Source organism: Leyella stercorea DSM 18206 (genome assembly GCF_000235885.1).
Taxonomy (GTDB): domain Bacteria; phylum Bacteroidota; class Bacteroidia; order Bacteroidales; family Bacteroidaceae; genus Prevotella; species Prevotella stercorea.
In genome coordinates this window covers 1-23,523 of record NZ_JH379408.1, presented here as the reverse complement: position 1 = coordinate 23,523, position 23,523 = coordinate 1, and the positions used below count along the sequence as shown (strand labels likewise).

The window sequence follows — 23,523 nt, the reverse complement described above, 5'->3', positions numbered from 1 at the left end:
AGCACGCTCTTCTTATGGTCTGTCCATTGCCGACTGTTTTCTCTCCAAATATAACTATTTAATCAATTTTGAATATGATTATTTGCGAAAAATCATATTCAAAACATTAAAAATACCACTTTATAATCACTTATAAAGAAATGTTTTAGTCATCAGATAAGAAATCGCTCTATATTTGCTGAGTATAATTTTATAACATCGTTCAGAATATGAAAAAAGAACAATTTGAGTTCAACGAACTGCCTTATCCGACATTGGCCCGCTTTGGGCTTACCCAAGAAATGATTGAAGATTTGCCCCTGTGTATCCTGAAAGAAATCGGGAAAGGCGGCTACTCGCCGGTACTGCCCATGCGTGTCACTAACGAGAATGGCGAAGTAATCGAGAGTCGCAGTCGGTTTGCCTTTATCCGTATGGATAGCGGCGAGGTGGATGTGGTTTTTTATCCCACACTGAAGTCGTCACCACTGGAATGCTACAACGAGGAGCAGCAAAAACAGTTGCTTGACGGCAAATCCATCATTGCAGACGTGGCTATGGCGGACGGACGACGCAGTAAAGCTTTCGTGCAAATCGACGAGGAAACAAAACAGGTGATGTATGTTCCGACACCCATCATCGCCCGTAACCTGAAAGTGCTGGCAGAGGTAATGTACTTAGGTACAGTAGAAGTTAACGGAATGCAGCATGGTGAGCCTCTGACGGTGGCAGTGGATGGCGAACCTGTCACGGTAGGCATCGACCTTCACAACAAGACGGGCATCCGTTTCTGCGCAGGTGACGCGCAGAAATGGAAAGAGCAACCCAAGCGTGAATGGGATAAGTACACCTTCGGTTGCTACGGTTGCTGGGTGATGGATGATGACGGCAATCTCGACTACGTTCCAGAGGAGGAATACACCGAAGAACTGTGGAACGAACAGAAGAAAAGCGGTGAGCGTAACCGAGCGGCAGGTATTCACAAATAAGACCTATTTAATATAAGCGTATGGCACAACAGATATATTATCCCGAAGAGATTCTCGTCGAGAAGATGCAGAGCGGCGAATACGGCTGGCTCGATTACATCAACCATTTTTCTGCCGAGTGGCAGGAGGAGTACGCCCATTACTGTGAGGCAAAAGGACTCACGGTCTGCGAAGATTCTGCCGCCGGGTTTGTCCGTTTCAAAGACGAACAATTGGAAGCGGCTATGAAATACGGCAACGCATAACAAGTAACCATCATAACATCAGACTATGACGATACGAACAAATACTAATCCTCGGCAGATGGACTTGCAACCCGAAATGCGCAATCTACTGATGCGTAACGGACTTCAAGCCCATGTCGCATTTGACGGAGGCGGCTACCGGCTGATTGTGCAAGGGCATGATTCACCGTTATTGGTCTATCCTATAACAGAACGACAGATGTTGGCTCTGACGGACTGGGGAACGAATACGGCCAACAAGAAAGCCTACAACATACTCACGAGTATCATAGGAAAAGACTTCTATATGCCGAAAAATTTCGTCCATGCCCGCAATGCCAACGGTCGCGTGGCGATGGGGCTACATGGCTACCGCATCGGTATCGGTGAGTACGGACACATGGGGCGACTGGGTATGCCCCCTCCATTCCTTGGTTGGACACCACGCGAACAGTGGGGTTTCCACCTACGCAGAGTTGGTGGGCAGCTTTTCTTTCCGGGGCCATCCATCGTACCCGAACGCCCAGACGGGCGCATGAAGCCCGGCGAACTGCAATCGGGTGGCTACGGCTTTTACTACAAAGGCGGTCAACAGGAGCAACCCATTGTACAGCAAGATGTATTGAAGAACTTGCAGGAGGTCATTACACCGCTTGTCAGCCGTCCGCGCAGCAAGGAACCGGCACAAGCATACAAGGAGTTGATTGCTTCACCAGTCTATTTTTCCAACGAGAAATGGTCGGAGTGCCTTACTTCGCACGGTCTTATCGTGGATATGGAACGGAGGACACTGACCGTACAATCGGAAAGTGTCAATGCCGATATGGTCTATGACCTGACGGAAGAAGAAGTGAAAAAACTGGCTACCGCATCCATCGAGGAACAACCTGTGGAGAAACGGCTGGATCTGCTGAACGGCATTATCGGAGCGGACTTTGCCGATAAAGTAACGATGGAACAGCTCAACAGCGAACAACGCATCAGTATCGGCCTGCATCCCGAAGTGCGGCATGAACTGGAAGAACGGCAGCGGCAGGAACAAGAATTATTCATGCAGCAAGAAACTCCGATGCGGCAGGAATACATACAGGGCAGTATCGGTGCAGCCGTGGACGGTCGTGACCTGCAACTACTCAACGAAAGCAAAGGCTGGTATCGTGAGGAGAAACATGGCCGGGAAGTAGAGGTCAGTGACATTGCCGTGCAACCAGCACAGACGGAGGGTAAATACAAGATGTCCGCTGTTATTGACGGACAGGTCATCAGCCACGAAATCAGCCAGAAAGACTACGACAAGTTTCTTGCTGTGGATGATTACCACCGGATGAAACTTTTTTCGAAGATTTTCAACGAGGTGGATATGAAGACACGTCCTGAAGCGAACAAGGGGCTTGGCGTGAAGATATTCGCTGCCCTTACCGCCGGTGCTGTGGTGGCATCGGAAGTCGCACATGGCTTCCATCACCACCACTCTCCGGAGTTCTATGGCGAACGTTTCAGCGGACCGCCACATCCATACTTCAAGCCCGGCGTAGATACACCGAGAGATGTGGCCATCCGTAATTTCGAGGCACAGATGAATCAAGATATTAATGAAATGAGAAGAGGGAGGTAAACCTATGAGAGACGGAGACCTTACATACGATGACTTTCTGCAACGACTAAACATCCAGGACGTATTGATTGACGCAGGGTATCACCTGAACCGTCGTGACGGTCTGCGCTATCCCTCGTATGTTCGTTTGGACAGCGACGGCAGACGTATCCGTGGTGACAAATTTATTGTGACACAACAAGGAAAATGCTGTTTCCACGCACAACAACAGAAAGTTTATAACATCATTTCCTTCATCAAGGAGCATCCGCACTTTTTCACGGAGTACCATGCGGGTATGTCTCCGGACAGACTGGTGAATCTTGTCTGTAACAGATTACTGAACATTCCTGTCACTGAACGGAAAACCCGAATAGTGAACCCTAAACGAGATGTAAAGCCATTTGACATAGCGGATTACGACATTCATAAGTTCAATCCGCAGAATCGGGAAACGCAGAAAAAATTTTATCCTTATTTTAAAAGCCGAGGTATCGACCTTTATACACAATATGCCTTCCATCGGCATTTTTATCTGGCTACGAAACATCGGGAGGACGGTGCGACCTACACGAACCTGTCCTTTCCACTAACCCTGCCCAAAGGCGACGGAGCGATTGTGGGACTTGAAGAACGAGGACGTGCCCGTATGGACGGGAGCGGCAGCTACAAAGGCAAAGCCGCAGGGAGCAATTCAAGCGAGGGACTGTGGATTGCCAGCCCTGCCCGCACTTCTCTCACCTCCGCCAAACATATCTATTGGTTCGAAAGTGCTTATGATGCGATGGCATATTACCAACTTCATCAGGCACAGAACAAGGATCTGCGAAAGGCGGTATTCATCTCTACCGGAGGGGCACCGAGCCAGCAGCAATTCATAGGAGCGATAAAAGCAACTCCCCATGCCTCACATCATCTTTGCTTCGATCATGACCGTGCCGGACAAGTCTATGCTATCCACTTTGCTCTCACTCATGCAGGCTGGAACTTCTCCACCTGTCTGTCACAAACCGGCAGACTGATTGTACAGAACAACAGCGAAGACTATTCACAGTATGAAATAGAACTTGAACCATTCAATTTTGAAAAGATTACAGCCATTCTGGGTATAAATGATGCAAAACAAAATTTGAAGAATGGGGAGCGTGACGACATGGGAATTGGTGACGGCTATCTACAGGAAATGAGAATGGTTTGTATGGATGAGTACGAAATGGCTCGTGACGAAGGTTCTGCCAGTGAGGAAGAATTAGAGAAAATGAGAAGCAATCTGGAAGCCATCGAAAAAGCGATTGATGCTTCCATTTCCGGTCCGGAAGCTACAGGATGCATCTTGTATGAATCTGCCGCAGAGGGTTATAAGGATTGGAACGACCAGCTACTCGGCAAACGGATAAAACCAGAGAAGGATAACCTTGACGATTGGGAGATCAGCGGTAAAGCCACGCTGAATCATGCCTTGTCCGATTTGCCCGAAGTCAATCCGGAACATATCCGAAACGGATTATACGACGAAGCGGACCATGAGGCTGTGCGAAAGCGTCTTGAACGTGCGGACAGAGTAATATTCTCCTTTGAAACCAATGACCAAGGAATGTCAGATAAGGGTTTTCAGGAAATGTACAAGATACGGGAAGAACTTGCCCGGTTGGAAGTGGATATAACCAATTCTCTTTCCGGAATGAGAGAAGACTTTCATTCCCGTTTTCACCGATAATCCATAAAACCTATGCAGAGAACTTGTCACAAAACCATTGTCATCCATCCACATACCGGGCAATTTGTCATCAACGAGCTGCCCACTCTCGTGCTGTGCGGCACTGTATGGGTGTACGGAGGCATGGAAGGGCTGCCATTGACAGCTATTGCCACAGTAATTGCCTTGATACTCTCGTTACTGTTACTCTACCGTTATCTCTACCTGCGGCGAATCCGTTATTGCATCGGCACGGAACAACTTGTCAGTGAATACGGTATTATCCGTCGCAAAGTGGATTATATGGAGCTATATCGTATCGTGGATTTTCAAGAGCACCAAAGCCTGCTGCAACAATTTTGTGGGCTGAAAACCGTACGTATCCTTTCAATGGACAGAAACACGCCCCGTCTTGACCTGATCGGTATCTTCCATAGGGACGACCTCGTGTCAATTATCCGTGAACGGGTAGAAACTAACAAACGAAAAAAGGGAATATATGAAATCACGAATCATTAGTCTGGGGCTGGTTGCCTCGCTGGTATGCCTGCTTCCACAGGTGGCAGAAGCCCAAATTGCGGCTTCCAATCCGTTGGAATGGACTGCATTGGCCGAAGGTAACGAACTGATAAACGGGCAGATTGAAAAACAAATAAAGGGACAGACACAAACAGCCTTGCTCCAAAACAGCATCGCTACCGAGTTCAACCAAATCCACAAGTGGGAGAAGCAGTACAACAGTTACCTCAAGACAGCAAGCGGTTACGCTTCATCACTGAAAGCCTGTACGCATCTCTACAATGACGGTGTGCGGATTTTCCTCACGCTGGGGAAATTAGGCAAGGCCATCCAAAACAATCCGCAGGGCATTGTGGCCAGTATGAACATGAACAACCTCTATATAGAAACAGCAACGGAACTTGTCTCTGTTTTTACATTGCTGAATGACGCTGTGGCCAAAGGTAGCAACGAAAACATGCTTACGGGGGCAGAACGCAGCAAGACGCTATGGGCGTTGAACGACCAACTATCGGATTTTAGCCGGAAGTTACATCTGCTCTATTTGAGCATACGGTACTATACTTTCAATGATGTGTGGAACAACGTAACGGCAGGAATGCTTGACCGTGACAACGGTGAGGCAGCTCGTATGGCTCTGTCCCATTGGCACAGGGCGGCAGCTCTCGTCCGATAAAATATATCAGTTATGAAATGGACAATTTGGATAAGTATATTACTGCTGTGTCTTACCGGTATCGGTGAGGTACAAGCGCAGAATGACCCTGTACTGGCCGGAATGATTGCAGTATATACCGAAAAGGCAGAGAAGGAGCTGAAGAATCAGGAAAAGGTCATGCTGATGCAGACCACCGGACATATTTGGACAAAAGAAGAAGTGCAGGCGACAACAGACCTGCAACGAGAGTTTAATAACTATCTAAACTCTTTCCGGTCAATAGTCTGCTATGCGGCGCAAACTTATGGGTTCTATTATGAGGTATCGAGGCTGACAGACAATATGGGCGACTTCACCAAACAATTGAAGCGAAGTCCAGCCAATACGCTTGCCGTAGCCCTATCCACACAGCGCAACAAGATTTATAGGGAACTGATGATGAACAGCGTGGAAATAGTGAACGATATACGCACAGCGTGCCTTTCGGAGAACAAGATGACGGAAAAAGAGCGTATGGAAATTGTCTTTGGCATCCGTCCAAAGCTCAAAACTATGAACACAAAGCTGCAACGACTGACCAAAGCGGTAAAGTACACGACAATGGGCGACATTTGGCGGGAAATCGACGAGGGTGCACGTCCCGAAGCTGATAAACGTAGTATCGTGGACGCAGCCAAGCGACGTTGGCGACAGATTGGAAAGAATGTAAGACCTTAAAAATGTAATGATATGGGAATTTGGGATTCAATATTAAAATATGGCGGCAAAGCAGCAAAAGCTACCGGAAGAAGTATGGGACATGCTGCACTGCATCCTTCACAAACCTTACGGGGCACAGGACAAGCCGTCAAGACCGCAGCCATCGGCGGTGCAGTCGGTTATGTGGGTTGGGAGAAACTAACCACAGATAAGAGCGTGGTACATATCGTAAGCGATGCGGTCATAGGGAAATCGGCTACGGATACCCTTGCAGATGCAGCGGACGGTGTGCGAGAACTGACAAGCAAAGCCGGAGAAGCAGTCGGTTCCGTCAGCGGTACGGTAGCCGGCATAGACTCAAAACTGGGTGGAGTATCGAATTTTCTACGGCAAGTCTCCAATGGCGGAGTTTCCGATATGTTCGGTAACTTTTTCCGTAATCTCGGACAGGGTAACGTGTCGGGATTGAGTATAGCGGGACTGGTCGCAGCAGCATTTCTTATATTCGGACGCTTCGGCTGGCTGGGCAAGATTGCCGGTGCATTTCTCGGCATGATGCTTATCGGTAACAATGCCGGTATTTTCCGCACACCTGATACGAGAAGCATACAACGAATACAGACACCCGCTCTTCCCGTTGAAGAACAGACGAATAGCGGGGGGATGAAAAGATAAGAATAAGAATCAAATATAATCACATAATGAAATATACAGAAGAAATGATCCTGCAATCCGAAAGTGGATACTGTATGCCTTTTGAAGAACGGAAGGGCAAGGATGTGAAACTATCGCTCGGCTATGGCGAACAAACCGATCCGACAACGGGCAAAACATATTTTCATCATGGCATCGACTTCGATGTACGGTGTTACACACTGGCGGCTGTCGCCAGCGGTATCGTGTCAGGTATAGGCAATGACCCTATACTCGGCATCTGCCAAACTATACGCTATGGGGAGTATGAAGTGACCTATGGGCATTTGTCAAATGTCTTCGCCCAGTTCGGACAGCGTGTCAAGGCCGGACAGACTGTAGCTTTAAGCGGTGACAAGCTGCATATCGGGATACGCTTCAAGGGTGAGGAACTGAATCCGCTGGAATTTCTAACCATGCTGTATGGGAATATCCAAGCATTGTGTCATGCTGATGGAGGCGAAGCGGCAACATCTCCCAACATGGAGATGGCACTGACCACCGATTACGAGCAGGACAGACAGGAAATAGAGGAATTGATGCTACGTTTCCTGCCCTACTACATGGAAGACTTACAGCGTGGTGCATACCGACTTCCTCCACATACGGAGCAGTCACTCCGCCATGTCTTTACAATGGGAGCAGTCAAAGAATATTTCTATGAAAATATGCCAAGTATATCCAACCCACTCGGACTGGGACATAAAGCAATGCCGCTTGCTTGTAAGGTGCAGAACCTACTCATTGCGGACTTCCTGCATTACCTTGCCCTACGGCATGGCGTGTACTTATCGACGATGGGCGATGATGTAAAAAAAAACTCTACGACGAAGCCCTGACCCATAGTGGTATCATTGACCCACTGGCAGAATTAGACATAGACATCCAGAGCTTTGACATACCGAGAGCAGTCACGGTATATCCTGACCGGGCCGGTGTGCGCTGGTGGACGAAAGCATGGTTCAATAACCGGGAAGAGGGCGAAGCATCGGTGGAGATTGAGCGAGAACAAGCGATACGCTTCATTCACGACAACATCGAGAAGGATGTATGGCTGGAAGAGTTTTATCCCAAACAGATGGAAATTTACCACAACGCCATCGAGCAGACAAAAGAGCAATTATTAATGAATAGAATAGGATAAACATATAATACACTATGGACGGAATCAAGCATAGCGGACGGTTTGCAGAAATGGAACGCCTCGTGAACGACTATTTCAACTGCCATATCGCACCCATCATGTCAAAAACGCGGACTGACCTCATACGGAATCAGGGAGAGGAAATGAAAGAATATTCCACCTCTTTAGGTGGTATTCTCAGTATGATGGCATCTTCGGCACAACCAATGAGCGACCCCTATCAAGCACTCAAGGTCACAGGCGAATGGAACTCCAAAACAACAGAGGACTATATCGAGATGTGCAAGACGGAGATTACCGGTTCCGAGGAAATGCAGCAAGACCTTGCGTATATGGCCGGGCAGTGGCGGGATACCGTCGTGCAGGAAATCGGAAGGGCACGTTACAATGAGTTGTCAGAACAGCTCGGTTGTGACCTCGCCTATGCCTATATGGACCACCGAATAGAGGAACTGATGATTGACCGGTTGGTGAAAGAACGTATGCCCAAGTCTTCCGCTGACTACATCATCCGAAAGGCTGCCGAATCGAGTCTGCTGGGATTATCGCAGACGTTAAGCCGTTCACCGCTGACCGATGAAATAGAGGCACGAGGCGAAGCAGCTTACCGCCCGAACAGATGGGAAAAAGGTACGGGATGGATGTTGGGCACAGCCGCAGATACCCTGATGATGGGTGGTACTGGTTCATGGACGACACTGGCAAAGTTTACCGGTGCAGATGTGGCTATTGCAGCCATCACCAATCATTTTGAAGGCAAGAAGCCTGATACCCTTTCAGTAGAACAGTGCATCAGTAAAGGAGTGTTCGGCAGAGACAGAAACGTATTCGACGATTTTCGCAAAGAGGCAGCCCAAATACAAATCAAAGAGAACACGGCGATTGGTACAGACAACAAGCAACTGAAAAAGAAAATCCCTGTCATGGACTTTGGCTTCATGGAATGGACACAAAACCAGAATAGCGGTTTATTGTGGCCGAATGTACAGAGCAAGGAAGAACAGAAATATGAGGAACGGTACAAGGATGTGCCGATTGTTGTTGCTCCCGGACAGGAAGAAGCCTACTTGCAGTCTTTGGAACAATGTGACAAAGCGAAAATGGTCAGGACAGAACAGGATGAAATTATGAAAGAAGAGAAGCATGAAACTGTTGTTCCTGCCAATGATGCGGAACAACATGTACAAACGATACAAAGTGCGCAAGTAGCACAGGGAAACGGTTGGGGCGGACTGCTTGGTATGCTGGGACTGGATGGCATAGGTAATATCACAGGCAATCTCGGTTATGTAATGGCCATGCTCCCTGATGTTCTACTGGGAATATTCACAGGCAAGACAGAATCATTGCATTTGGAAGACAATATGTTACCGATAGCGAGCATTGTGGCGGGTATGTTTGTGCGTAACCCGTTGCTGAAAATGCTCCTGATAGGCCTGGGAGGTATGAACTTGTTGAATAAGGCAGGACACGAAGCCTTGAAAGAACGAACAGAGGGAAAACTGAACGTAACAAATGAGAACAATGTGCAGTACCGACGCTATACAAATGAAACTCTGAACCCACGTATAGTAAACCCTGTATTGCAAGATAGTACGTTGATTGCCACGATAGACCGAGTACCGTGTACCATCCAGTTGTCACCGATTGTAGCAGAAGCCTACCGTACCGGGGCATTGCCTTTGAACACGCTGGCAAATGCTGTCCTTGCCAAGAACGACCAGCTTCGCCAGGCTGCCGCACGGAATTATGAGGACGGAAAACTGGAAACCATCGTGCGCCCACGGGGTATTCAATAATCCTATAATCAAATAAACGATGAAAGAAAAATCGCAAATCGAAAAGAAAGCCGAGGAAAAACAAATCACCTTGCTTTCTACGGCTTTGAGTGAAGCCTCGAATGCCGGTGGACACTGGCTCAACGCATCAGGAAAGGGATACCCGCGCTTCTATCCAAAGGGTGTTTCTGTCAGCGCATTCAATGCACTATTCATGACGCTGCATTCTGATAAAAATGGATGCAAAACCAACCAGTTCACGCTATTCAGCGATGCCAAGGCACAAGGAGCCTCGGTGCGTGAGAATGAGCAAGGCGTTCCATTTTTGTTTTATAATTGGAACAAGTACGTTCACCGCAATAATCCAGAACAGGTTATCAGTCGTGATGACTACATGAAACTGTATGAAGAGGAACAAAAATTATATAAAGGTGTACATAACCGTGAAATTCGCACTTTGTTCAACATTGACCAGACGACACTACCCTACGTGGATAAGGAGCGATACGAAACGACGTTGCGGCGGTATGGAAGTGCAGTGGAAAGAGGATATACGGAAGCTGACAACCGACGGTTGCATATTCAATTCAACGACTTCCTACTGAGGATGCGAGACAACCTTGTGCCTGTTCGTTTGGATGGAAGCGGTGTACCCCACTACGAAACAGATAAGGATGCGGTCTATATGCCGCGACAAAGAGAGTTCAGACATTATCACGACTATATACAGGAAGCCTTGCGGCAAATCGTGAGTGCTACCGGACACCAACAACGATTAGCGCGTGAAGGTATGGTGATGAAGAACGGTGTGGCTCCTTCGGAGGATGCTGTCAGACAGGAACGGTTGGTAGTGGAACTGGCTTCAGGGATTAAAATGTTGGAACTGGGGTTGCCAGCACGGTTGTCTGAAGAAAGTCTGAAGACAGTGGAATACTGGTGCCGGGAGCTAAAAGAGAACCCGAACTTGATGGACGCTCTCGAAAGTGACGTAAACAATGCCATCGAAGTAATCAATAAAGCGGAACGGGGCGAGAAAATCGAATACGCCACCATGCGCAACCGGCGAGACACTTCAACCATGCAGGAGCAAATGCCCAAACATTATTTTGTGTCGAACGAGATTCGGCAGCATCCGGATAAAGAAACGAAAAAAATTGTGCTTGTTATTGACCCACAGGCAAAAACCGCAGATGTAATTCTTCCAGCAGGGGCTTCTACAGAGGCAGATAACGAGATACCGGGAATGAACAAGGGACGTATCATGCGAGCGTTGCAGAAAGATGGAATCGAGCAGGTACGCTTCTACAATACGGATGGTGCATTAGGTTATCGACCCGATGACAGTTATTTTGCCGAGAAGATAATTATGCTGGCCCGGCTGAAGAATTGGGCAATGGAGAAGCTCTCCACACTGGACGTGGCGTCAGCGGTCAAACAGGCGAATGAGATCGGATTTGACCACGTAGAGATGATTCAAGATGATAAGAAACGATGGGCACTTTATATCAAACCCGAAAATAAGAGCGGATATAGCATCTATCCTGATAAAGAAGATATAAACCGCTTCTTTTCAACACTCAAGCAAGCAATGGATAACATCGGTAAGGTTCGGATGGAACTGGCGCACAAGTATTATGCGCTGGCCGAGGTCAAACCTGACCTGAAGGTGGATTTGTTCAGCAGCGAAATGCCGGAAATAGACTTGAACCGTATCCAGCGTGTTTCGGTTTTCAAAACCAAACAAGACGGCATACAATGCGTCGCAACTATTGATGGGCAGAAACAGCCTGCCCGAAGTGTCACTCCGCAACAGTGGCAGCGGATGTGGATAGCGGAAGAGCGTGACAGCTACAAACGTCATTTGGCAGCTACCTTATTCGCAGACGTACTACAAAAAGGACAATCGCAGGAGGCACACACCGGAGAGAAACAACAGAAAGAAGCAGAGTTGTGGCCGATAGAAACGGTAGCGCAGGAACGGACGGAATCAGACAACAAGGGTATTTCACCGGAACGGCAGTTGTGGGACAAACTTAAAGCGAATCATCCCGATGCCTTGCAACTGCTTCGCACGAAAGATGGTTATCGGCTCTATAACGAAGATGCGGTACAGGGTGCAAAGATATTGGGCATAACCCTAAAAGAGTATCCGGAAGGGGACATTACGGCTTCAACGGAATTTTCAACGGAGCAGCTCGACAACTATCTGTCTAAGCTCGTCCGTGCCGGGGCACGGGTTGCTATAAGTGACATGGAGGAACAAGAAACACACAGAGGTTTTCATAGATAAGGAGTAAGGAAATGAGCAAGAACCAACAATACGCAATGAAATATGCAGAGTATGCTATGGAGCAGATGCGCCGGTACGGAATCCCCGCATCCGTGACGTTGGCACAAGGCATACTGGAAAGTTCCAACGGGCAAAGCCGTTTGGCGCAAAACGAGAACAATCATTTTGGCATCAAGGCTACGCCTGCATGGATTGCCGAAGGAGGAAGGTATGGTATATATACTGACGATAAGCCGAATGAGAAGTTTTGCAGTTATGACAGTGTGGGTGATTCATACGAACACCACTCCCGTTTTTTAAAAGAAAACAGCCGCTATGCCCAATGTTTTGCACTTTCGCCCGACGATTACAAGGGTTGGACACAAAATATCGAACAGGCCGGTTATGCCACAGGCGGAGAATATGCCGAGAGTCTGCAACGGATTATAGAGCAAAATGGCTTACAGCAGTATGACAAACTGGTGATGCAGGAAATGGAGACACAGGGTAAGCGGTTCGGTACGGAACATAATCCTCTCCGAACGTCTGAAAATTCAGAGTATGGTGCGAAGTACTCATTCCCGGTAGAGCGTGAAGAGTTTCTTTTTGTTACCTCGCCTTTCGGTATGCGGCAAGATCCGATGGACAACACGAAACAACAGATGCACAAGGGAATTGATATCCGTTGCAATGGCGATGCGGTACTGGCTACTGAGAACAACGGGAAGGTGGTGGCTGTGAATCAGAATAAGAACACGCCCGGTGGAAAATCGCTGACTGTGGAATATACCAGAACGGATGGCAGCAAGGTACAATGTACTTATATGCACCTTAAGGAGGTTACTGTAAAGGTCGGTGATGTAGTACAAGCCGGTGGGAAGCTCGGCACATCGGGCAACACAGGTACACGTACAACGGGCGAACATCTACATTTCGGCGTGACAAACTTCTATGCAGACGGAACAAAGCGTGACATCGACCCTGCGGCTTATCTGACTGAAATCGCACAGAAAGGTAATATCAAATTGGAAGTGTTGCACAACGGGAACAGCCTGCTCACCCGATATAAAGGAACAGAAGAGAATGCCGCCGGCAAAAACCTTTCGCCCGACGGATGGATGAAGAAGTTGCTTTCGTCAGAGGATAGCGGTGTGGGAATGTCAGGATGCAATGACCCTATAGTAGAGATGGCGATGACAGCCTTTAGTTCCCTTATGCTATTGGCCGTACAAATCGACAACAAGAACGAGGAGGAGCAAAAGACTGCCATATCCAAACAAATGGATAGTGGACGCATCAATCTGAAATCATTATTACCGGGCATGAAAAACTGCGAACTGGCAATCAGTGAAAATGGAAAGGCTATTCTGCGAGTGAACAATGGAGAACTGCGCATGTCACGTGAGTTGACTACTGCGGAGTTAAGCCGTCTGTCGGCAACACTGAATAACAATACTCTCACAGAAGAAGCCAAAAGGATACGTGTAACCGGTATGCTGAATACGGTTATCCTCTCGGAAGCGGCTTCACAGAATTTTGAACAAGGGATGTCCCAACAGCAGGGACAGACAGAGAACCTAAAAAGATAGAAGCGTGGCGATATGGTAAAATGCGTGATGATACAGCTATGCAGATGTCTGTTCGGACTGTCCTACCTTGCCTTGTATGTCCTGCTCTGCTACCAACTCTTCGGCTGGGTAGCAACGCTCATTATCGTGAGCGTTCAACTGTTCCTTGCCGGATGGCTGATCTGGGCAATGATACGAGCACCCGATTAAGAGCAATGATTTAGCAGTTCAACAACAAATCATGGCAACACAGTTGTCGGGTGATTATGTATCACATTAAAAGACAATAGAAATGATAAAATGTAATGTTACGGTATGTGGCGTTATCGGACGTGATGCGTCGATACGCACCAATAAGGAAGGGAAAACGTTCCTGGTTTTTCCTCTTCGAGTAATGATCCCTGACACTGACGGGAAGACTATGCCTATTGAGGTGGATGTCAGCAAAGATACTGCCGGAAAGGAGGTTTCCAAATATCGAAATGGTTCCCGCATCGAGGTTTCGGGGACAATGTATCTCAAACACCGTGGTGACAAACTTTATTTCAATCTTTTTATTAACGAAATTCGTACAGCTACGGCAGATGCGAAAGATACGGTCAAGGGCGAATTAGTATTTCGAGGTAAGGTCGGGCAGCATATCGAGGAAAAAAGGGATAAGAAAGACCAGCCTTACACAATGTTTTCGGCATTCAGTACGGAGAAAGTAGAGGATGGCTTTGAATACCAATGGGTACGTTTTTTCTGTTTTGGCAAAGAACGCGAAGCATGGTTACAGCCGGGCGTGCGAGTGGATGCCAAAGGTGAAATATCCCTTTCGGCATATAACGGAAAGCTGAATGTTTCATGCAAGGTGGAAGAACTTGTACAGTATGTAGCAGATTCGTCTAATTCCAATCAGTAAAGGATATGGCCGGATATAAAAAACAGCACACGGACGGGCCGAACAGCGAAGATAAAGCATTAGACCTCTTCGCTGAAATGATGATTGAGAAAATCGAGAGTATCCGTAAGGATTGGAGAAAGCCATGGTTCACAGAAGAAGCGTTACAATGGCCCTGCAATCTTTCCGGACGCGAGTATAATGGCATGAATGCCATTATGTTGCTTATACATTGTGAAAAGGAAGGTTACAAGATTCCGCGCTTCTGCACTTTTGAGTGTGTACAACGGCTCAACAAATCCGATAAGGACAATCAGGAGAAACCTCGTGTTTCTGTACTTCGTGGAGAGAAATCATTCCCAATCATGCTGACTACATTCACCTGCATACACAAGGATTCTGGTGAGAAGATTAAGTATGATGACTACAAAAAACTATCTGATAACGAGAAGAAGGAATACAATGTTTATCCTAAGATGCAGGTATTCCGAGTCTTTAACGTGGCACAGACCAACTTGCAGGAGGCAAGACCGGAGCTGTGGCAAAAACTCGAAAAGGAGTATTCGCTACCGAAGATTGAGAACGGAGAGTATTTCAGCTTCGCTCCCGTCGATGCGCTGATAAAGGACAATCTGTGGATTTGTCCGATCAAACCACAGCATCAGGATAACGCTTACTACTCTATATCGAGAAATGAAATCGTTGTGCCGGAAAAGGAACAGTTCAAATCTGGAGAGGCGTTCTATGGAACACTATTCCATGAGATGACACACTCGACCGGTGCGGAAGGAGTTCTCGACCGTATCAAGCCGACAACTTTCGGCTCGGCAGAGTATGCGCGCGAAGAATTGGTAGCCGAGTTAGGCAGCGCATTGGTTGCCCAACGTTACGGCATGACGAAACATATAAAAGAGGACAGTTGTGCCTACCTCAAAGGATGGCTCGACGAATTGAAGGAATCGCCACAATTCATCAAGACAACTCTGTTGGATGTGAAAAGAGCGGCTTCTCTGATTACCCAAAAGGTGGATAAGATTGCACTGGAATTGGAGCAGAACATTGATGAAGAGCAAACAGTAGCACCGAAAGAAAAAGTGTATTATTCTTCCGTGGCCTATCTTCAGCTTACCGATGACACGATGCGGTTGGACGCATTCAAGGATAAGGGGGACTACGAAGGACTGCTGACTCTCGCCAAGGAGTATTATGACGGTAACGGCATTAACGAAGAATATACTTATTCTTCTCCCATACAGAACCGAGGAGACAATCTTTTGATTGAGGACAAGGATTTTGCTGTGGTGTACAATGGGAGTGTCGGGGGAACTTATGAAGTGATGCTGAAATTCACGGAAAAGGAAGTACGCGACCATATCAGGCGTTATGGTATCGAACATGCTGGAGATACATTAAAAGGGGTAGCCAAGGAGATGGCTGCGGAACAATTCGCTATCATGACACAACAAAAGATTCCTGCATTTGAAATGCCGAATGGTGATGTGCTGTATGTCAGCTATAATAAAGAATCCGACATGATAGATATCGGGCCGGTTACTAATGCGGGACTTGTCGCACAACATCGTTTCCCATACGACCATAATGCTTCGTTGGATGCCAACCTGCAAACCGTGAACGAAAAGCTGAATAATATGGAGGAATACCGGGAAGAGCTACAAGAAGCAGAGTACAGCGGCGGAATGCGCCGATAAAACGGAAAAAGATGCGGAGCTGTTTGCTCCGTACCTTTTCTTGAATTTATTTTATTACTCTAACAAATTATCTATCATAGACTGTAAATTTGTTATATCGCAATACTGATTATGTCCCCCTCTGTAATCTTTCGCGTGTTGGGCTGTCCGGATTAAGAAAGAATCGAGTTCTATTTTTACACCGCTACCCATTCGGGACAAACCGGAAGAGTGACTGATGTAAACGAATTTACCGTTACGTTCTATGAAACAAGAGGTATTATAATGCCCCTTTAAGTTGAATGTTACTTTTGCGCCAACGGCTGTTGCGTACTTGGAAATCTCACGTACTAAGGCCGTTTGGAAACTGCGGTATTTTTTTGAAACATAGACTCCTGCATCTGCAAGGATTGCGTTCTGCCATTTGGTATAAAAATTCTGTGCCATATTTTTAATATTAATTCTGTAAATAATTCTCCCAATTCTCTTTGTCAATAGTTAATTTGTTCATTTCCCAATCGTATTCCACTTCCGGCATATCAGAATAAGGGAAATACACAGTGTAGCCTATCTGTCCATAAGAACAATGTAGCGGTATAACGCAAATCTCCTGACCACAATAAGGCTGTGGCGTACAATATTTCTTCCAATCAAAACGACCTGCTGCTATATTGCAGCAAAGTAATTTTAGAGTTACTATACCTTTCCAACTCTGAAAATCTTTTTTATAACCTTTTTTCATACTACTAATGTGCTATATTATAATAAACTTCGGGTTCACTTGACACGTTGTAAATCCAGCTTCCGCAACGTACCAATAGAGCATTCTTGCCATAATAGAGTTTCTTCATTCCGGTTATACTTCCTGTTATGTGAAAGTTAGGGAAACGACTGATGTCTATTTTCTGTGCATCGCATCTGTAGAGTGTTTTAGTTCTCATTGCATTTATTTTTTTAAGTTGTTTTTTATTTCCCTCTTCTTGAAGCCTTCCGACTTTACCCAAGAGGTTGTTTCATGTGCATTTTCAACGGTGGATGCAAGAACTATGAGCAAGTAACCGGAATGAAATTTTATGAATACCGGAATCTGTGATTGCGGAAGGTTACGTCAAATTTCATTTCAGGTAGCAACAGCGGTACTTGAACATCGTTTGCCACCGTACCTTTGCGCACGAAACAAACAATGGTGCATGTCGGGACTGTGAGAATGTAATACAATTAGAACAGGTAATATAGAATCGGTAAAAGAGGCTGTGAATTGGTAACAGAGGTTCGGCAGAACATGGTCTATAAAAGTAACCGGACTGTTATATAGGAAGATGATAACCACCCGCTTGAGTTGCGGGTGGCTTTAAAAAAATTATATGGAGTATCAGAAGTGATAGTCGATGACTCCTCCGATATAGAGTATCGTTCCCGGTTCAAGCGTACAGACAAACTCCATAAATGCAAAAGATTTTTCGGCAAATGACTGGTATCCCTCTCCGTCCAAATAGAAATGATACGCAATATCCAATGGATTTTCCAATGCCTTTTCAAGTTGATAAACAGGGCCTACAAACTCCAACATATTTTCCGTCGTAATAGCTTCAGCTTTCTTACGGATGTTAGTCACAAAGTTCTCTTTCCATTGTTCCACACCACCAATGTAGCGTATGGTGTCATCACCTACAAGTTCGAACATATCTTTTGGTAGAGCAGTATTGACCAAATAACGAATATCCTCCTTACGTTCTTCGTCATCTATCTCCGCACAATAGTCATAGAAACTGCCATCTCCTTGATGGAGAGTGTCTTCATTCAGATAGTTTTCTTTTTCTATCCACATTTTAGAAATCTGAAAAATTCGGCTGTGCATAATTTTGAAATTTAAATGATTAAACTTTATTCCCTTTACTTGAAGCTCTTTCGGCTTCTTGTCAGGAATGATTTTTATGCGAAATTGACAGCAAGGAAAGGATGGATAAGGCAAGTAAACAGTGAATGGAATGAAGTGGAATACCCAAATCTTCGATATGCGGAAGGCTGCCACAAGTATCCGGGAACTGTTAGCGCAGCGTTACTTGACGACCATTCTAAAGCTGTATCTTTGCATACAAAATCTCTCAGATAAGAACTGCCGATGTGCGATATAAAGAATATCTATAAAAGACTGGAGAAGCACTCTGAGACTGTATAAAAGGACTGAAGGCGACAAAGTCTCCAATCTGCATGAAATCAGAGAAGCTTATCGGATAATGATAGTTCGCTGCACGCTGTCAGCATACCGTCATTTCGTTTTCTGCATCGGATTAGTCTTAGCCTGCGGCATATTCATAGATGTTACAGAAAGAATTGTCGTTTTCATCTTTCCGTTGTTCGGCAATAGCAAGAATTTCTGTTATTGATTCGACAGACTGACCGCTTATCACCTCAAACCACTTGAATACTTCTGTCTGGTTGACAAAATATTCCTTGTACCATTTGTCGTCTGGAGTACATAGGTCTGCAATGTACTTTTCGGGAAAGTATTTACTCTCTTGGTCATTTGTCCAGTACTCCGCCAGACCCGACTCTTCCGATTGATAGAAATAACATAGTGTTGGGAATTTCTCACATACCAGTTCAAGTGTTTCATCACACGGAAACCAAGCCGTTTCCGTTGTGAATTTCAAGAATGTCAGGCCAATAAATGTGTTATACTGTTTAGAAACGGAGTACGACGAGTAAAAAAGGAATAGGACCGGTTGTGGGAGTTCGGTGGAGCATGGCTATAAGAGTAATCGGGCTGAATATACAATACAAGGAAATGCTATCCACCCGCTTTGGCTACAGGTGGATATGTTATTGTCATTCCGCACCTCTCATGATGGTGAGTTGGTCGGGACGGTTAGGAAACCAATAAGAATCACTGTCAATATATACACATCTGCCACTATTACAGAGATTCCCAAAAGCTAAGACCTCACAAGGTCCAAATATCACTCCATAATCGTTTGTAAACGCCACCATATCTCCCACACTCAAGTCGTTTTCCGTATCCATCACCTTGGAAAGGTGGTCGTAAAACTCAATACCTTCAGCTTCACGTTCTGTTTTCCAACGCAAAAAGTCTTCTTTATGACTTCTACCGGTATGTATCGGTGATAATTCAGAAGGAAAAACCTCCGCTTCCGAAGTATCAGATGCAATCAAAATAACGCTATCCTCTTCAATGTTTTCCGGAATAGAAGCCACTTGGTAAACCCCATTAGACAGACCACTATCTGGGTCATGCCAATAAAGAAGATTACCCAACTTGATAAAATCGTATTTTCCCATATTCTTTGATTTATTATTTCCCTTTGCTTGAAGCTCTTTCGGCTTCTTGCCGGGGATTGATTTTTATGCAGGATTAACAGTGGAATAAGGGCGATAAGACAAGTAAACAGTAAATGGAATGGAACGGAATACCCAACCTTCGAATGTAAGAGCAGAAGCAGGCTTGTCCTTTTATACCTTGCAATGAGAAGGGGACTGAAAGTCAATCTTTGATTTGAGGAAGGCTGCCGTAAAATATCCAGGAACCGTTAGCATAGCGGTGCTTGACAATCGTCCGGACACTGTACCTTTGCATATAAAATCTCTTCGGCCAGATTTGCCGATGGTGCGATAAGGGAATACTCAGAATGGAAAAACATAAAAAGGGGTATCATATTATAGGCGAAATATATAACAGAGCTAATATAAGTCCTAAAAAAATATTTTTGCTATCTTTGCCAGCGTATTATATAATATTAAGAACATAACAATGAAAAAAACATTTACACAAATCTGTGAATTGTTCGATCAATTCTCAAAAGATGCCAACCTCCAGATGGAGAAAGGCAACAAAGCTGCCGGAACTCGTGCCCGCAAAGTATCACTTGAACTTGAAAAACTTCTCAAACAGTTCAGAAAAGAGTCACTTGAAGCATCGAAATAATTTTCATTCTGGTTCTGACAGTAGGAAAATGGCGAACTTCACGTGTACCATATCGAAAAAGCCTCTTCGCTTCACAGCGGAGAGGCTTCATTGATTATGACAAAGTTAAACATCAATTATGCGAAATTTCTATTTCGCTTTTGGAAAAAACAACTCCACTTTCGTATGTCTGTTGGCTTCCACGGGCGTATAGTCGGCAATTCCACCTTTGCTAACTCTGATAATCCGCTTGGCTGGTATTCCACGTTGTTCCAGTTCTGCGGTAATAAAACCTGCTCTCGATATACTCAAAGAATCATTGATACTTGATGTTCCTGTAGAACTGTCAGCAGCACCAGTTACCCTCACGGATAAACTGTATTTCTTAGCTACACGAGCCAGTTCGTCAAGATTAAGCCTCTGTGAGGTATCCGTCAGATGTGTCGTATTGAGAGCAAAAAAGAAATAGATGGGTGTACCGATGCACTCTCCATCAGCGTATGAAAGAACCGTGGAATCCATAGCGAGGGTGTCCTGATGGGCGGACTGCACATTTCGGGAAGCCGTGTAATTATATGATGGCTTTCCATTCTCTGTCTGAAGAATAGTCGTGTCAAGAGGTGACGACCCGTCCCAATAGCTATGCTTCAATCTTGCACGAAGCGAGTTCAAACCGCTATAATTATTTATAGGATATCTGCATCCGGTTATATCGTCGTTGTCAAAGATATGGCTATATGTATCGAGTAGTCCTTCGATTTCCAGAATTTTCTTTAATTCCACGAGTGTTCGCTTATCTTGATTGTGACGTCCCACATAACGCCTGTTCTCCTCCGAAAGGAAGTTGCCATAATCGACAAGCAGTTCGTTCCGATGGATGTATGGTGCCGTATCCACCGCGCGCTTCCAGCCGACCTTACCGAGATGAAAGGTGAATCCGGCAGTCAGCGAAAGCATGTGATCGCCCAGACGGTTTGGATAGCCATATCCGTCGAAATCCTGGAATGTAGTTGTGTTAGAGAGTTCCAGCATAGCACTAACCCGTTTGGAAATACGGTATTGTGTTAGTATGCCGTAAGAAAGCGCAAAGGGATTGTTCCCGTTGGTGGCGTTATGTAGCAGACCGACACCCATAAAGGGTGCAAGCCTCCAACGTACCTGTTCCTGTCGGGCATATCTGCGTCCAAGGAGATTCCACAGGAGATCTGCATGGATATAATGGTAGTCCTGCGTAGATAATTGTGCATCCTTAAACTGCAAGCCACTATAATTTACCCTTGCGCCGACCAAAGGAGTAAACCATTTGCCGACGGCGAGGCTGTACGAAGGTTTCACTCGTCCAAAAAGGTCTTCACAACCGAGAGGTGTACCAAGAAAAACTGTCGCACCTCCGGATATGCTAACAAACCAGTTGCCGGTTCGAGATGCCGGAAGTAGCACCCCGTTGAGATAGACGGGCTGCATCGGTTGAAGCAATTCCGCTACTTCATAATGAATAGTGTGTCGTACAGTGTCCTTCTGTACGGGTTGTACACTTGCTTGTGCCTGCAACGTGCAGAGCAAAGCGAAGATGAAAATAATTTGTTTCGTCATATTCCAATGATTTCATTAGTTATACTTTTAATCTGGTGTAAGGCGTATGCCATTTACCGTTTAGATTTCTTGCCGATAGTCGAGCGCATCATGCGGCTCGCCATCCTCATACAGCGAAGTGCCCATGCTCGATTGTCCTCGTCCTCGTCGCGTCCCCATTTGAGGTCACTCCCTCCGCCTCCACCACCATGTGATTCGGCAAATGTAGTGGCATCATCTACCATTCCGAGAAATAGCATTGTCGCACAGTGCATGATTTCCGTACCCCGCTCGGCGATAGACTGTACCAGTGAACCGTCAAAGAGCTGCCGTTCTGAAACATTCATTTGTGCCGATGCGTTACGATACTCGCTGATTACACTCTCCAGTAGGACGTCTTTAAACAAGCTATCCACTTTGGAGTGTACATCACGGGAATATTGATAGGCCTCCTCTTTGAGTTCTTCGGTACGTTCTTCAATGGCTCCCATATCCTTTTTCAGTTCGATGAGTTGCCGGTCAGCCGTCTGCAACTTTTCCTGCTTGTCTGCCAGTTGCCTGATGATTCCTTGCAGCTCTTTTTCCAACATTTGTATTTGGATTGCCAATTCTGCCGCATTGCCTTTGTTTTCTTTTAAATTGTACTCGGCTGCCGATAACAAGGTTTCTTTTTCAGTTTTCTGCTTTTCAAGATTGCTAACCATTGTCGTAAGCCCTTTGACTCTGCGTTCTGCCAACCGGATGTCTGATTGAAGTTCACCCAATACCTGTTGATGGAGTTTGATATTATCCTCGATTGTTGTACACTCTTCAGACAACATTCGGCGGTATTCCTCAGTCGTTCTGTGCCGTGCACCCGTTTCGGATATGCTTGTTCCTCTTGACATTCCCCACTTTGTATTGACTTCTGCGAAAAAGTCCGTATGAAGTTGTTTCATTCTTGCACTATATTCAAACTTATCCTTACCGGCGAAGATTTCCTTGTACGCAAAGCGACTATCCTTGATTGGCAGAAGCGTACAGTGGATATGCGGGTTCAATTCATCCAGATGTACAATGAATGCAGCGATGTTCTGCTCACCATATCTGCCACAAACGAATGAATAAACATCCTTGGCCCAGCGTTCAATGTCACGCTTCCGTTCGATGCGGGTATTGTCCGCACCTTTTTCAAAGTCCACCTGTTGCGTACCGAAAGCAAGTTCCTGCATTCGCTGCCGTGAACCGCCGAAGATGATATTTACCACCGTGCGGTATTTTGGTTCGAGCAGCCCCTCATTAGGATCTTTGATTCCACGGTGACTTAATATGTCCGCCATCCGTTTGGGAATGCTACGGCTTGTGTCGATGGGATGTATTTTACCTCCGGGCGCAATCTCGAAGTTCAGCCGTTTACGCGTAGGATCATAATTTCCCTTACTCATAGCGTACTTCTCTGCCTTTTCACTACGGTCACGCAGATGTTCATTACTTTGGGCGGTGGTAATCCCTTTCGACACCTGCACGTCGAGTACCTGTTTTTGATTTGCCATACGTTTTTCATATTGTTTCGGACAATCTACCGTGTCCCAGCTTGCTGCTTGTTCGGACACCCTTCCCACCAACGTCAGGCAGGTGGGGTATTAGGCTCCCCCGTCCCTTAGTTCGT

26 protein-coding genes are annotated in these 23,523 nt (G+C 46.0%); 18 read left to right on the top strand and 8 right to left on the bottom strand.

The window, feature by feature from the left end:
• Nucleotides 1-209: 209 nt before the first annotated feature.
• From HMPREF0673_RS04990 to HMPREF0673_RS04920, 16 genes are all read left to right on the top strand, one after another.
• Nucleotides 210-968, top strand: a complete 759-nt coding sequence (locus HMPREF0673_RS04990) for a DUF4099 domain-containing protein (protein ID WP_004323420.1) — start codon at nucleotides 210-212, stop codon at nucleotides 966-968.
• Between the two features lie 20 nt (nucleotides 969-988).
• Nucleotides 989-1,213, top strand: a complete 225-nt coding sequence (locus HMPREF0673_RS04985) for a hypothetical protein (protein ID WP_004323421.1) — start codon at nucleotides 989-991, stop codon at nucleotides 1,211-1,213.
• 25 nt (nucleotides 1,214-1,238) lie between these two features.
• Nucleotides 1,239-2,807 carry a hypothetical protein gene (locus HMPREF0673_RS04980; RefSeq protein WP_008659504.1) on the top strand — a complete coding sequence of 523 codons (1,569 nt, stop codon included), beginning with the start codon at nucleotides 1,239-1,241 and terminating at the stop codon, nucleotides 2,805-2,807.
• Between the two features lie 4 nt (nucleotides 2,808-2,811).
• The gene (locus tag HMPREF0673_RS04975; RefSeq protein WP_004323422.1) at nucleotides 2,812-4,503 is read left to right on the top strand and encodes a toprim domain-containing protein; all 1,692 of its coding nucleotides are present in this window, start codon (nucleotides 2,812-2,814) and stop codon (nucleotides 4,501-4,503) included.
• Between the two features lie 12 nt (nucleotides 4,504-4,515).
• On the top strand, nucleotides 4,516-5,001 hold the full coding sequence (locus tag HMPREF0673_RS04970; RefSeq protein ID WP_004313632.1) for a PH domain-containing protein: 486 nt from the start codon (nucleotides 4,516-4,518) through the stop codon (nucleotides 4,999-5,001).
• A complete protein-coding gene (locus HMPREF0673_RS04965) occupies nucleotides 4,982-5,677 on the top strand; it encodes a hypothetical protein (RefSeq protein ID WP_004308684.1) in 696 nt (231 codons plus the stop codon). The genes HMPREF0673_RS04970 and HMPREF0673_RS04965 overlap by 20 nt, the downstream gene beginning before the upstream one ends.
• 12 nt (nucleotides 5,678-5,689) lie before the next feature.
• A complete protein-coding gene (locus tag HMPREF0673_RS04960; protein ID WP_004308685.1) occupies nucleotides 5,690-6,376 on the top strand; it encodes a hypothetical protein in 687 nt (228 codons plus the stop codon).
• Nucleotides 6,377-6,388: 12 nt separating this feature from the next.
• The gene (locus tag HMPREF0673_RS04955) at nucleotides 6,389-7,033 is read left to right on the top strand and encodes a hypothetical protein (protein WP_004308686.1); all 645 of its coding nucleotides are present in this window, start codon (nucleotides 6,389-6,391) and stop codon (nucleotides 7,031-7,033) included.
• Between the two features lie 26 nt (nucleotides 7,034-7,059).
• Nucleotides 7,060-7,890 (top strand): M23 family metallopeptidase, encoded by an 831-nt coding sequence (locus HMPREF0673_RS04950; protein ID WP_004313633.1) that lies wholly within the window; start codon nucleotides 7,060-7,062, stop codon nucleotides 7,888-7,890.
• Between the two features lie 23 nt (nucleotides 7,891-7,913).
• Nucleotides 7,914-8,195, top strand: a complete 282-nt coding sequence (locus HMPREF0673_RS04945; RefSeq protein ID WP_009017568.1) for a hypothetical protein — start codon at nucleotides 7,914-7,916, stop codon at nucleotides 8,193-8,195.
• A gap of 14 nt (nucleotides 8,196-8,209) precedes the next feature.
• Nucleotides 8,210-9,994, top strand: coding sequence for a hypothetical protein (locus HMPREF0673_RS04940; RefSeq protein WP_004323424.1), 1,785 nt, complete (start codon nucleotides 8,210-8,212; stop codon nucleotides 9,992-9,994).
• 19 nt (nucleotides 9,995-10,013) lie between these two features.
• Nucleotides 10,014-12,263: a MutS N-terminal domain-containing protein gene (locus HMPREF0673_RS04935; protein WP_004308690.1), complete on the top strand. Its 2,250-nt coding sequence runs from the start codon at nucleotides 10,014-10,016 to the stop codon at nucleotides 12,261-12,263.
• Nucleotides 12,264-12,274: 11 nt separating this feature from the next.
• Complete coding sequence (locus tag HMPREF0673_RS04930; RefSeq protein WP_004308692.1) at nucleotides 12,275-13,831, top strand: glucosaminidase domain-containing protein; 1,557 nt, start codon at nucleotides 12,275-12,277, stop codon at nucleotides 13,829-13,831.
• A gap of 12 nt (nucleotides 13,832-13,843) precedes the next feature.
• Complete coding sequence (locus HMPREF0673_RS14170) at nucleotides 13,844-14,020, top strand: hypothetical protein (RefSeq protein WP_004313634.1); 177 nt, start codon at nucleotides 13,844-13,846, stop codon at nucleotides 14,018-14,020.
• 82 nt (nucleotides 14,021-14,102) lie between these two features.
• Nucleotides 14,103-14,714 (top strand): hypothetical protein, encoded by a 612-nt coding sequence (locus tag HMPREF0673_RS04925; RefSeq protein ID WP_004308698.1) that lies wholly within the window; start codon nucleotides 14,103-14,105, stop codon nucleotides 14,712-14,714.
• Nucleotides 14,715-14,719: 5 nt separating this feature from the next.
• Nucleotides 14,720-16,402, top strand: a complete 1,683-nt coding sequence (locus tag HMPREF0673_RS04920) for a zincin-like metallopeptidase domain-containing protein (protein ID WP_004308700.1) — start codon at nucleotides 14,720-14,722, stop codon at nucleotides 16,400-16,402.
• A 54-nt stretch (nucleotides 16,403-16,456) separates the two neighbouring features.
• Here the strand turns inward: HMPREF0673_RS04920 and HMPREF0673_RS04915 are convergent, their stop codons facing one another.
• The 4 genes from HMPREF0673_RS04915 to HMPREF0673_RS04900 all read right to left on the bottom strand — a co-directional run bounded on the left by HMPREF0673_RS04915 (nucleotide 16,457) and on the right by HMPREF0673_RS04900 (nucleotide 18,239).
• Nucleotides 16,457-16,828 carry a hypothetical protein gene (locus tag HMPREF0673_RS04915; protein WP_004308703.1) on the bottom strand — a complete coding sequence of 124 codons (372 nt, stop codon included), beginning with the start codon at nucleotides 16,826-16,828 and terminating at the stop codon, nucleotides 16,457-16,459.
• Between the two features lie 10 nt (nucleotides 16,829-16,838).
• Entirely contained in the window at nucleotides 16,839-17,123 is a 285-nt protein-coding gene (locus HMPREF0673_RS04910; RefSeq protein WP_004308705.1) for a hypothetical protein, read from the bottom strand.
• 4 nt (nucleotides 17,124-17,127) lie between these two features.
• On the bottom strand, nucleotides 17,128-17,322 hold the full coding sequence (locus HMPREF0673_RS04905; RefSeq protein ID WP_004313635.1) for a hypothetical protein: 195 nt from the start codon (nucleotides 17,320-17,322) through the stop codon (nucleotides 17,128-17,130).
• Between the two features lie 431 nt (nucleotides 17,323-17,753).
• Nucleotides 17,754-18,239, bottom strand: a complete 486-nt coding sequence (locus HMPREF0673_RS04900; RefSeq protein WP_004323429.1) for a hypothetical protein — start codon at nucleotides 18,237-18,239, stop codon at nucleotides 17,754-17,756.
• A gap of 15 nt (nucleotides 18,240-18,254) precedes the next feature.
• Here HMPREF0673_RS04900 and HMPREF0673_RS14850 point away from each other — a divergent pair, with 15 nt between their 5' ends.
• A complete protein-coding gene (locus tag HMPREF0673_RS14850; protein WP_008659509.1) occupies nucleotides 18,255-18,494 on the top strand; it encodes a hypothetical protein in 240 nt (79 codons plus the stop codon).
• A gap of 184 nt (nucleotides 18,495-18,678) precedes the next feature.
• On the opposite strand, the gene HMPREF0673_RS04890 is transcribed toward HMPREF0673_RS14850, so the two are convergent.
• Both HMPREF0673_RS04890 and HMPREF0673_RS04885 read right to left on the bottom strand, forming a co-directional pair.
• Nucleotides 18,679-19,035 (bottom strand): hypothetical protein, encoded by a 357-nt coding sequence (locus HMPREF0673_RS04890; protein ID WP_004308712.1) that lies wholly within the window; start codon nucleotides 19,033-19,035, stop codon nucleotides 18,679-18,681.
• 175 nt (nucleotides 19,036-19,210) lie between these two features.
• Entirely contained in the window at nucleotides 19,211-19,681 is a 471-nt protein-coding gene (locus HMPREF0673_RS04885) for a hypothetical protein (RefSeq protein WP_004308716.1), read from the bottom strand.
• Between the two features lie 469 nt (nucleotides 19,682-20,150).
• Between HMPREF0673_RS04885 and HMPREF0673_RS04880 the strand changes: the two genes are divergently transcribed.
• The gene (locus HMPREF0673_RS04880; RefSeq protein WP_007898898.1) at nucleotides 20,151-20,324 is read left to right on the top strand and encodes a histone H1; all 174 of its coding nucleotides are present in this window, start codon (nucleotides 20,151-20,153) and stop codon (nucleotides 20,322-20,324) included.
• 129 nt (nucleotides 20,325-20,453) lie between these two features.
• Here HMPREF0673_RS04880 and HMPREF0673_RS04875 read toward each other — a convergent pair whose 3' ends face one another.
• A complete protein-coding gene (locus HMPREF0673_RS04875; protein ID WP_004308721.1) occupies nucleotides 20,454-21,896 on the bottom strand; it encodes an OmpA family protein in 1,443 nt (480 codons plus the stop codon).
• A 53-nt stretch (nucleotides 21,897-21,949) separates the two neighbouring features.
• Nucleotides 21,950-23,407 carry a MobV family relaxase gene (gene mobV / locus HMPREF0673_RS04870; RefSeq protein WP_004323434.1) on the bottom strand — a complete coding sequence of 486 codons (1,458 nt, stop codon included), beginning with the start codon at nucleotides 23,405-23,407 and terminating at the stop codon, nucleotides 21,950-21,952.
• Nucleotides 23,408-23,523: the final 116 nt, after the last annotated feature.

Bases quoted from the DNA above. Each gene is read 5' to 3' on its own strand.
- HMPREF0673_RS04990 (WP_004323420.1), top strand. From the start codon at position 210: ATGAAAAAAGAACAATTTGAGTTCAACGAACTGCCTTATCCGACATTG.
- HMPREF0673_RS04985 (WP_004323421.1), top strand. From the start codon at position 989: ATGGCACAACAGATATATTATCCCGAAGAGATTCTCGTCGAGAAGATG.
- HMPREF0673_RS04980 (WP_008659504.1), top strand. From the start codon at position 1,239: ATGACGATACGAACAAATACTAATCCTCGGCAGATGGACTTGCAACCC.
- HMPREF0673_RS04975 (WP_004323422.1), top strand. From the start codon at position 2,812: ATGAGAGACGGAGACCTTACATACGATGACTTTCTGCAACGACTAAAC.
- HMPREF0673_RS04970 (WP_004313632.1), top strand. From the start codon at position 4,516: ATGCAGAGAACTTGTCACAAAACCATTGTCATCCATCCACATACCGGG.
- HMPREF0673_RS04965 (WP_004308684.1), top strand. From the start codon at position 4,982: ATGAAATCACGAATCATTAGTCTGGGGCTGGTTGCCTCGCTGGTATGC.
- HMPREF0673_RS04960 (WP_004308685.1), top strand. From the start codon at position 5,690: ATGAAATGGACAATTTGGATAAGTATATTACTGCTGTGTCTTACCGGT.
- HMPREF0673_RS04955 (WP_004308686.1), top strand. From the start codon at position 6,389: ATGGGAATTTGGGATTCAATATTAAAATATGGCGGCAAAGCAGCAAAA.
- HMPREF0673_RS04950 (WP_004313633.1), top strand. From the start codon at position 7,060: ATGAAATATACAGAAGAAATGATCCTGCAATCCGAAAGTGGATACTGT.
- HMPREF0673_RS04940 (WP_004323424.1), top strand. From the start codon at position 8,210: ATGGACGGAATCAAGCATAGCGGACGGTTTGCAGAAATGGAACGCCTC.
- HMPREF0673_RS04935 (WP_004308690.1), top strand. From the start codon at position 10,014: ATGAAAGAAAAATCGCAAATCGAAAAGAAAGCCGAGGAAAAACAAATC.
- HMPREF0673_RS04930 (WP_004308692.1), top strand. From the start codon at position 12,275: ATGAGCAAGAACCAACAATACGCAATGAAATATGCAGAGTATGCTATG.
- HMPREF0673_RS14170 (WP_004313634.1), top strand. From the start codon at position 13,844: ATGGTAAAATGCGTGATGATACAGCTATGCAGATGTCTGTTCGGACTG.
- HMPREF0673_RS04925 (WP_004308698.1), top strand. From the start codon at position 14,103: ATGATAAAATGTAATGTTACGGTATGTGGCGTTATCGGACGTGATGCG.
- HMPREF0673_RS04920 (WP_004308700.1), top strand. From the start codon at position 14,720: ATGGCCGGATATAAAAAACAGCACACGGACGGGCCGAACAGCGAAGAT.
- HMPREF0673_RS04915 (WP_004308703.1), bottom strand. From the start codon at position 16,828: ATGGCACAGAATTTTTATACCAAATGGCAGAACGCAATCCTTGCAGAT.
- HMPREF0673_RS04910 (WP_004308705.1), bottom strand. From the start codon at position 17,123: ATGAAAAAAGGTTATAAAAAAGATTTTCAGAGTTGGAAAGGTATAGTA.
- HMPREF0673_RS04905 (WP_004313635.1), bottom strand. From the start codon at position 17,322: ATGAGAACTAAAACACTCTACAGATGCGATGCACAGAAAATAGACATC.
- HMPREF0673_RS04900 (WP_004323429.1), bottom strand. From the start codon at position 18,239: ATGCACAGCCGAATTTTTCAGATTTCTAAAATGTGGATAGAAAAAGAA.
- HMPREF0673_RS14850 (WP_008659509.1), top strand. From the start codon at position 18,255: ATGATTAAACTTTATTCCCTTTACTTGAAGCTCTTTCGGCTTCTTGTC.
- HMPREF0673_RS04885 (WP_004308716.1), bottom strand. From the start codon at position 19,681: ATGGGAAAATACGATTTTATCAAGTTGGGTAATCTTCTTTATTGGCAT.
- HMPREF0673_RS04880 (WP_007898898.1), top strand. From the start codon at position 20,151: ATGAAAAAAACATTTACACAAATCTGTGAATTGTTCGATCAATTCTCA.
- HMPREF0673_RS04875 (WP_004308721.1), bottom strand. From the start codon at position 21,896: ATGACGAAACAAATTATTTTCATCTTCGCTTTGCTCTGCACGTTGCAG.
- mobV (WP_004323434.1), bottom strand. From the start codon at position 23,407: ATGGCAAATCAAAAACAGGTACTCGACGTGCAGGTGTCGAAAGGGATT.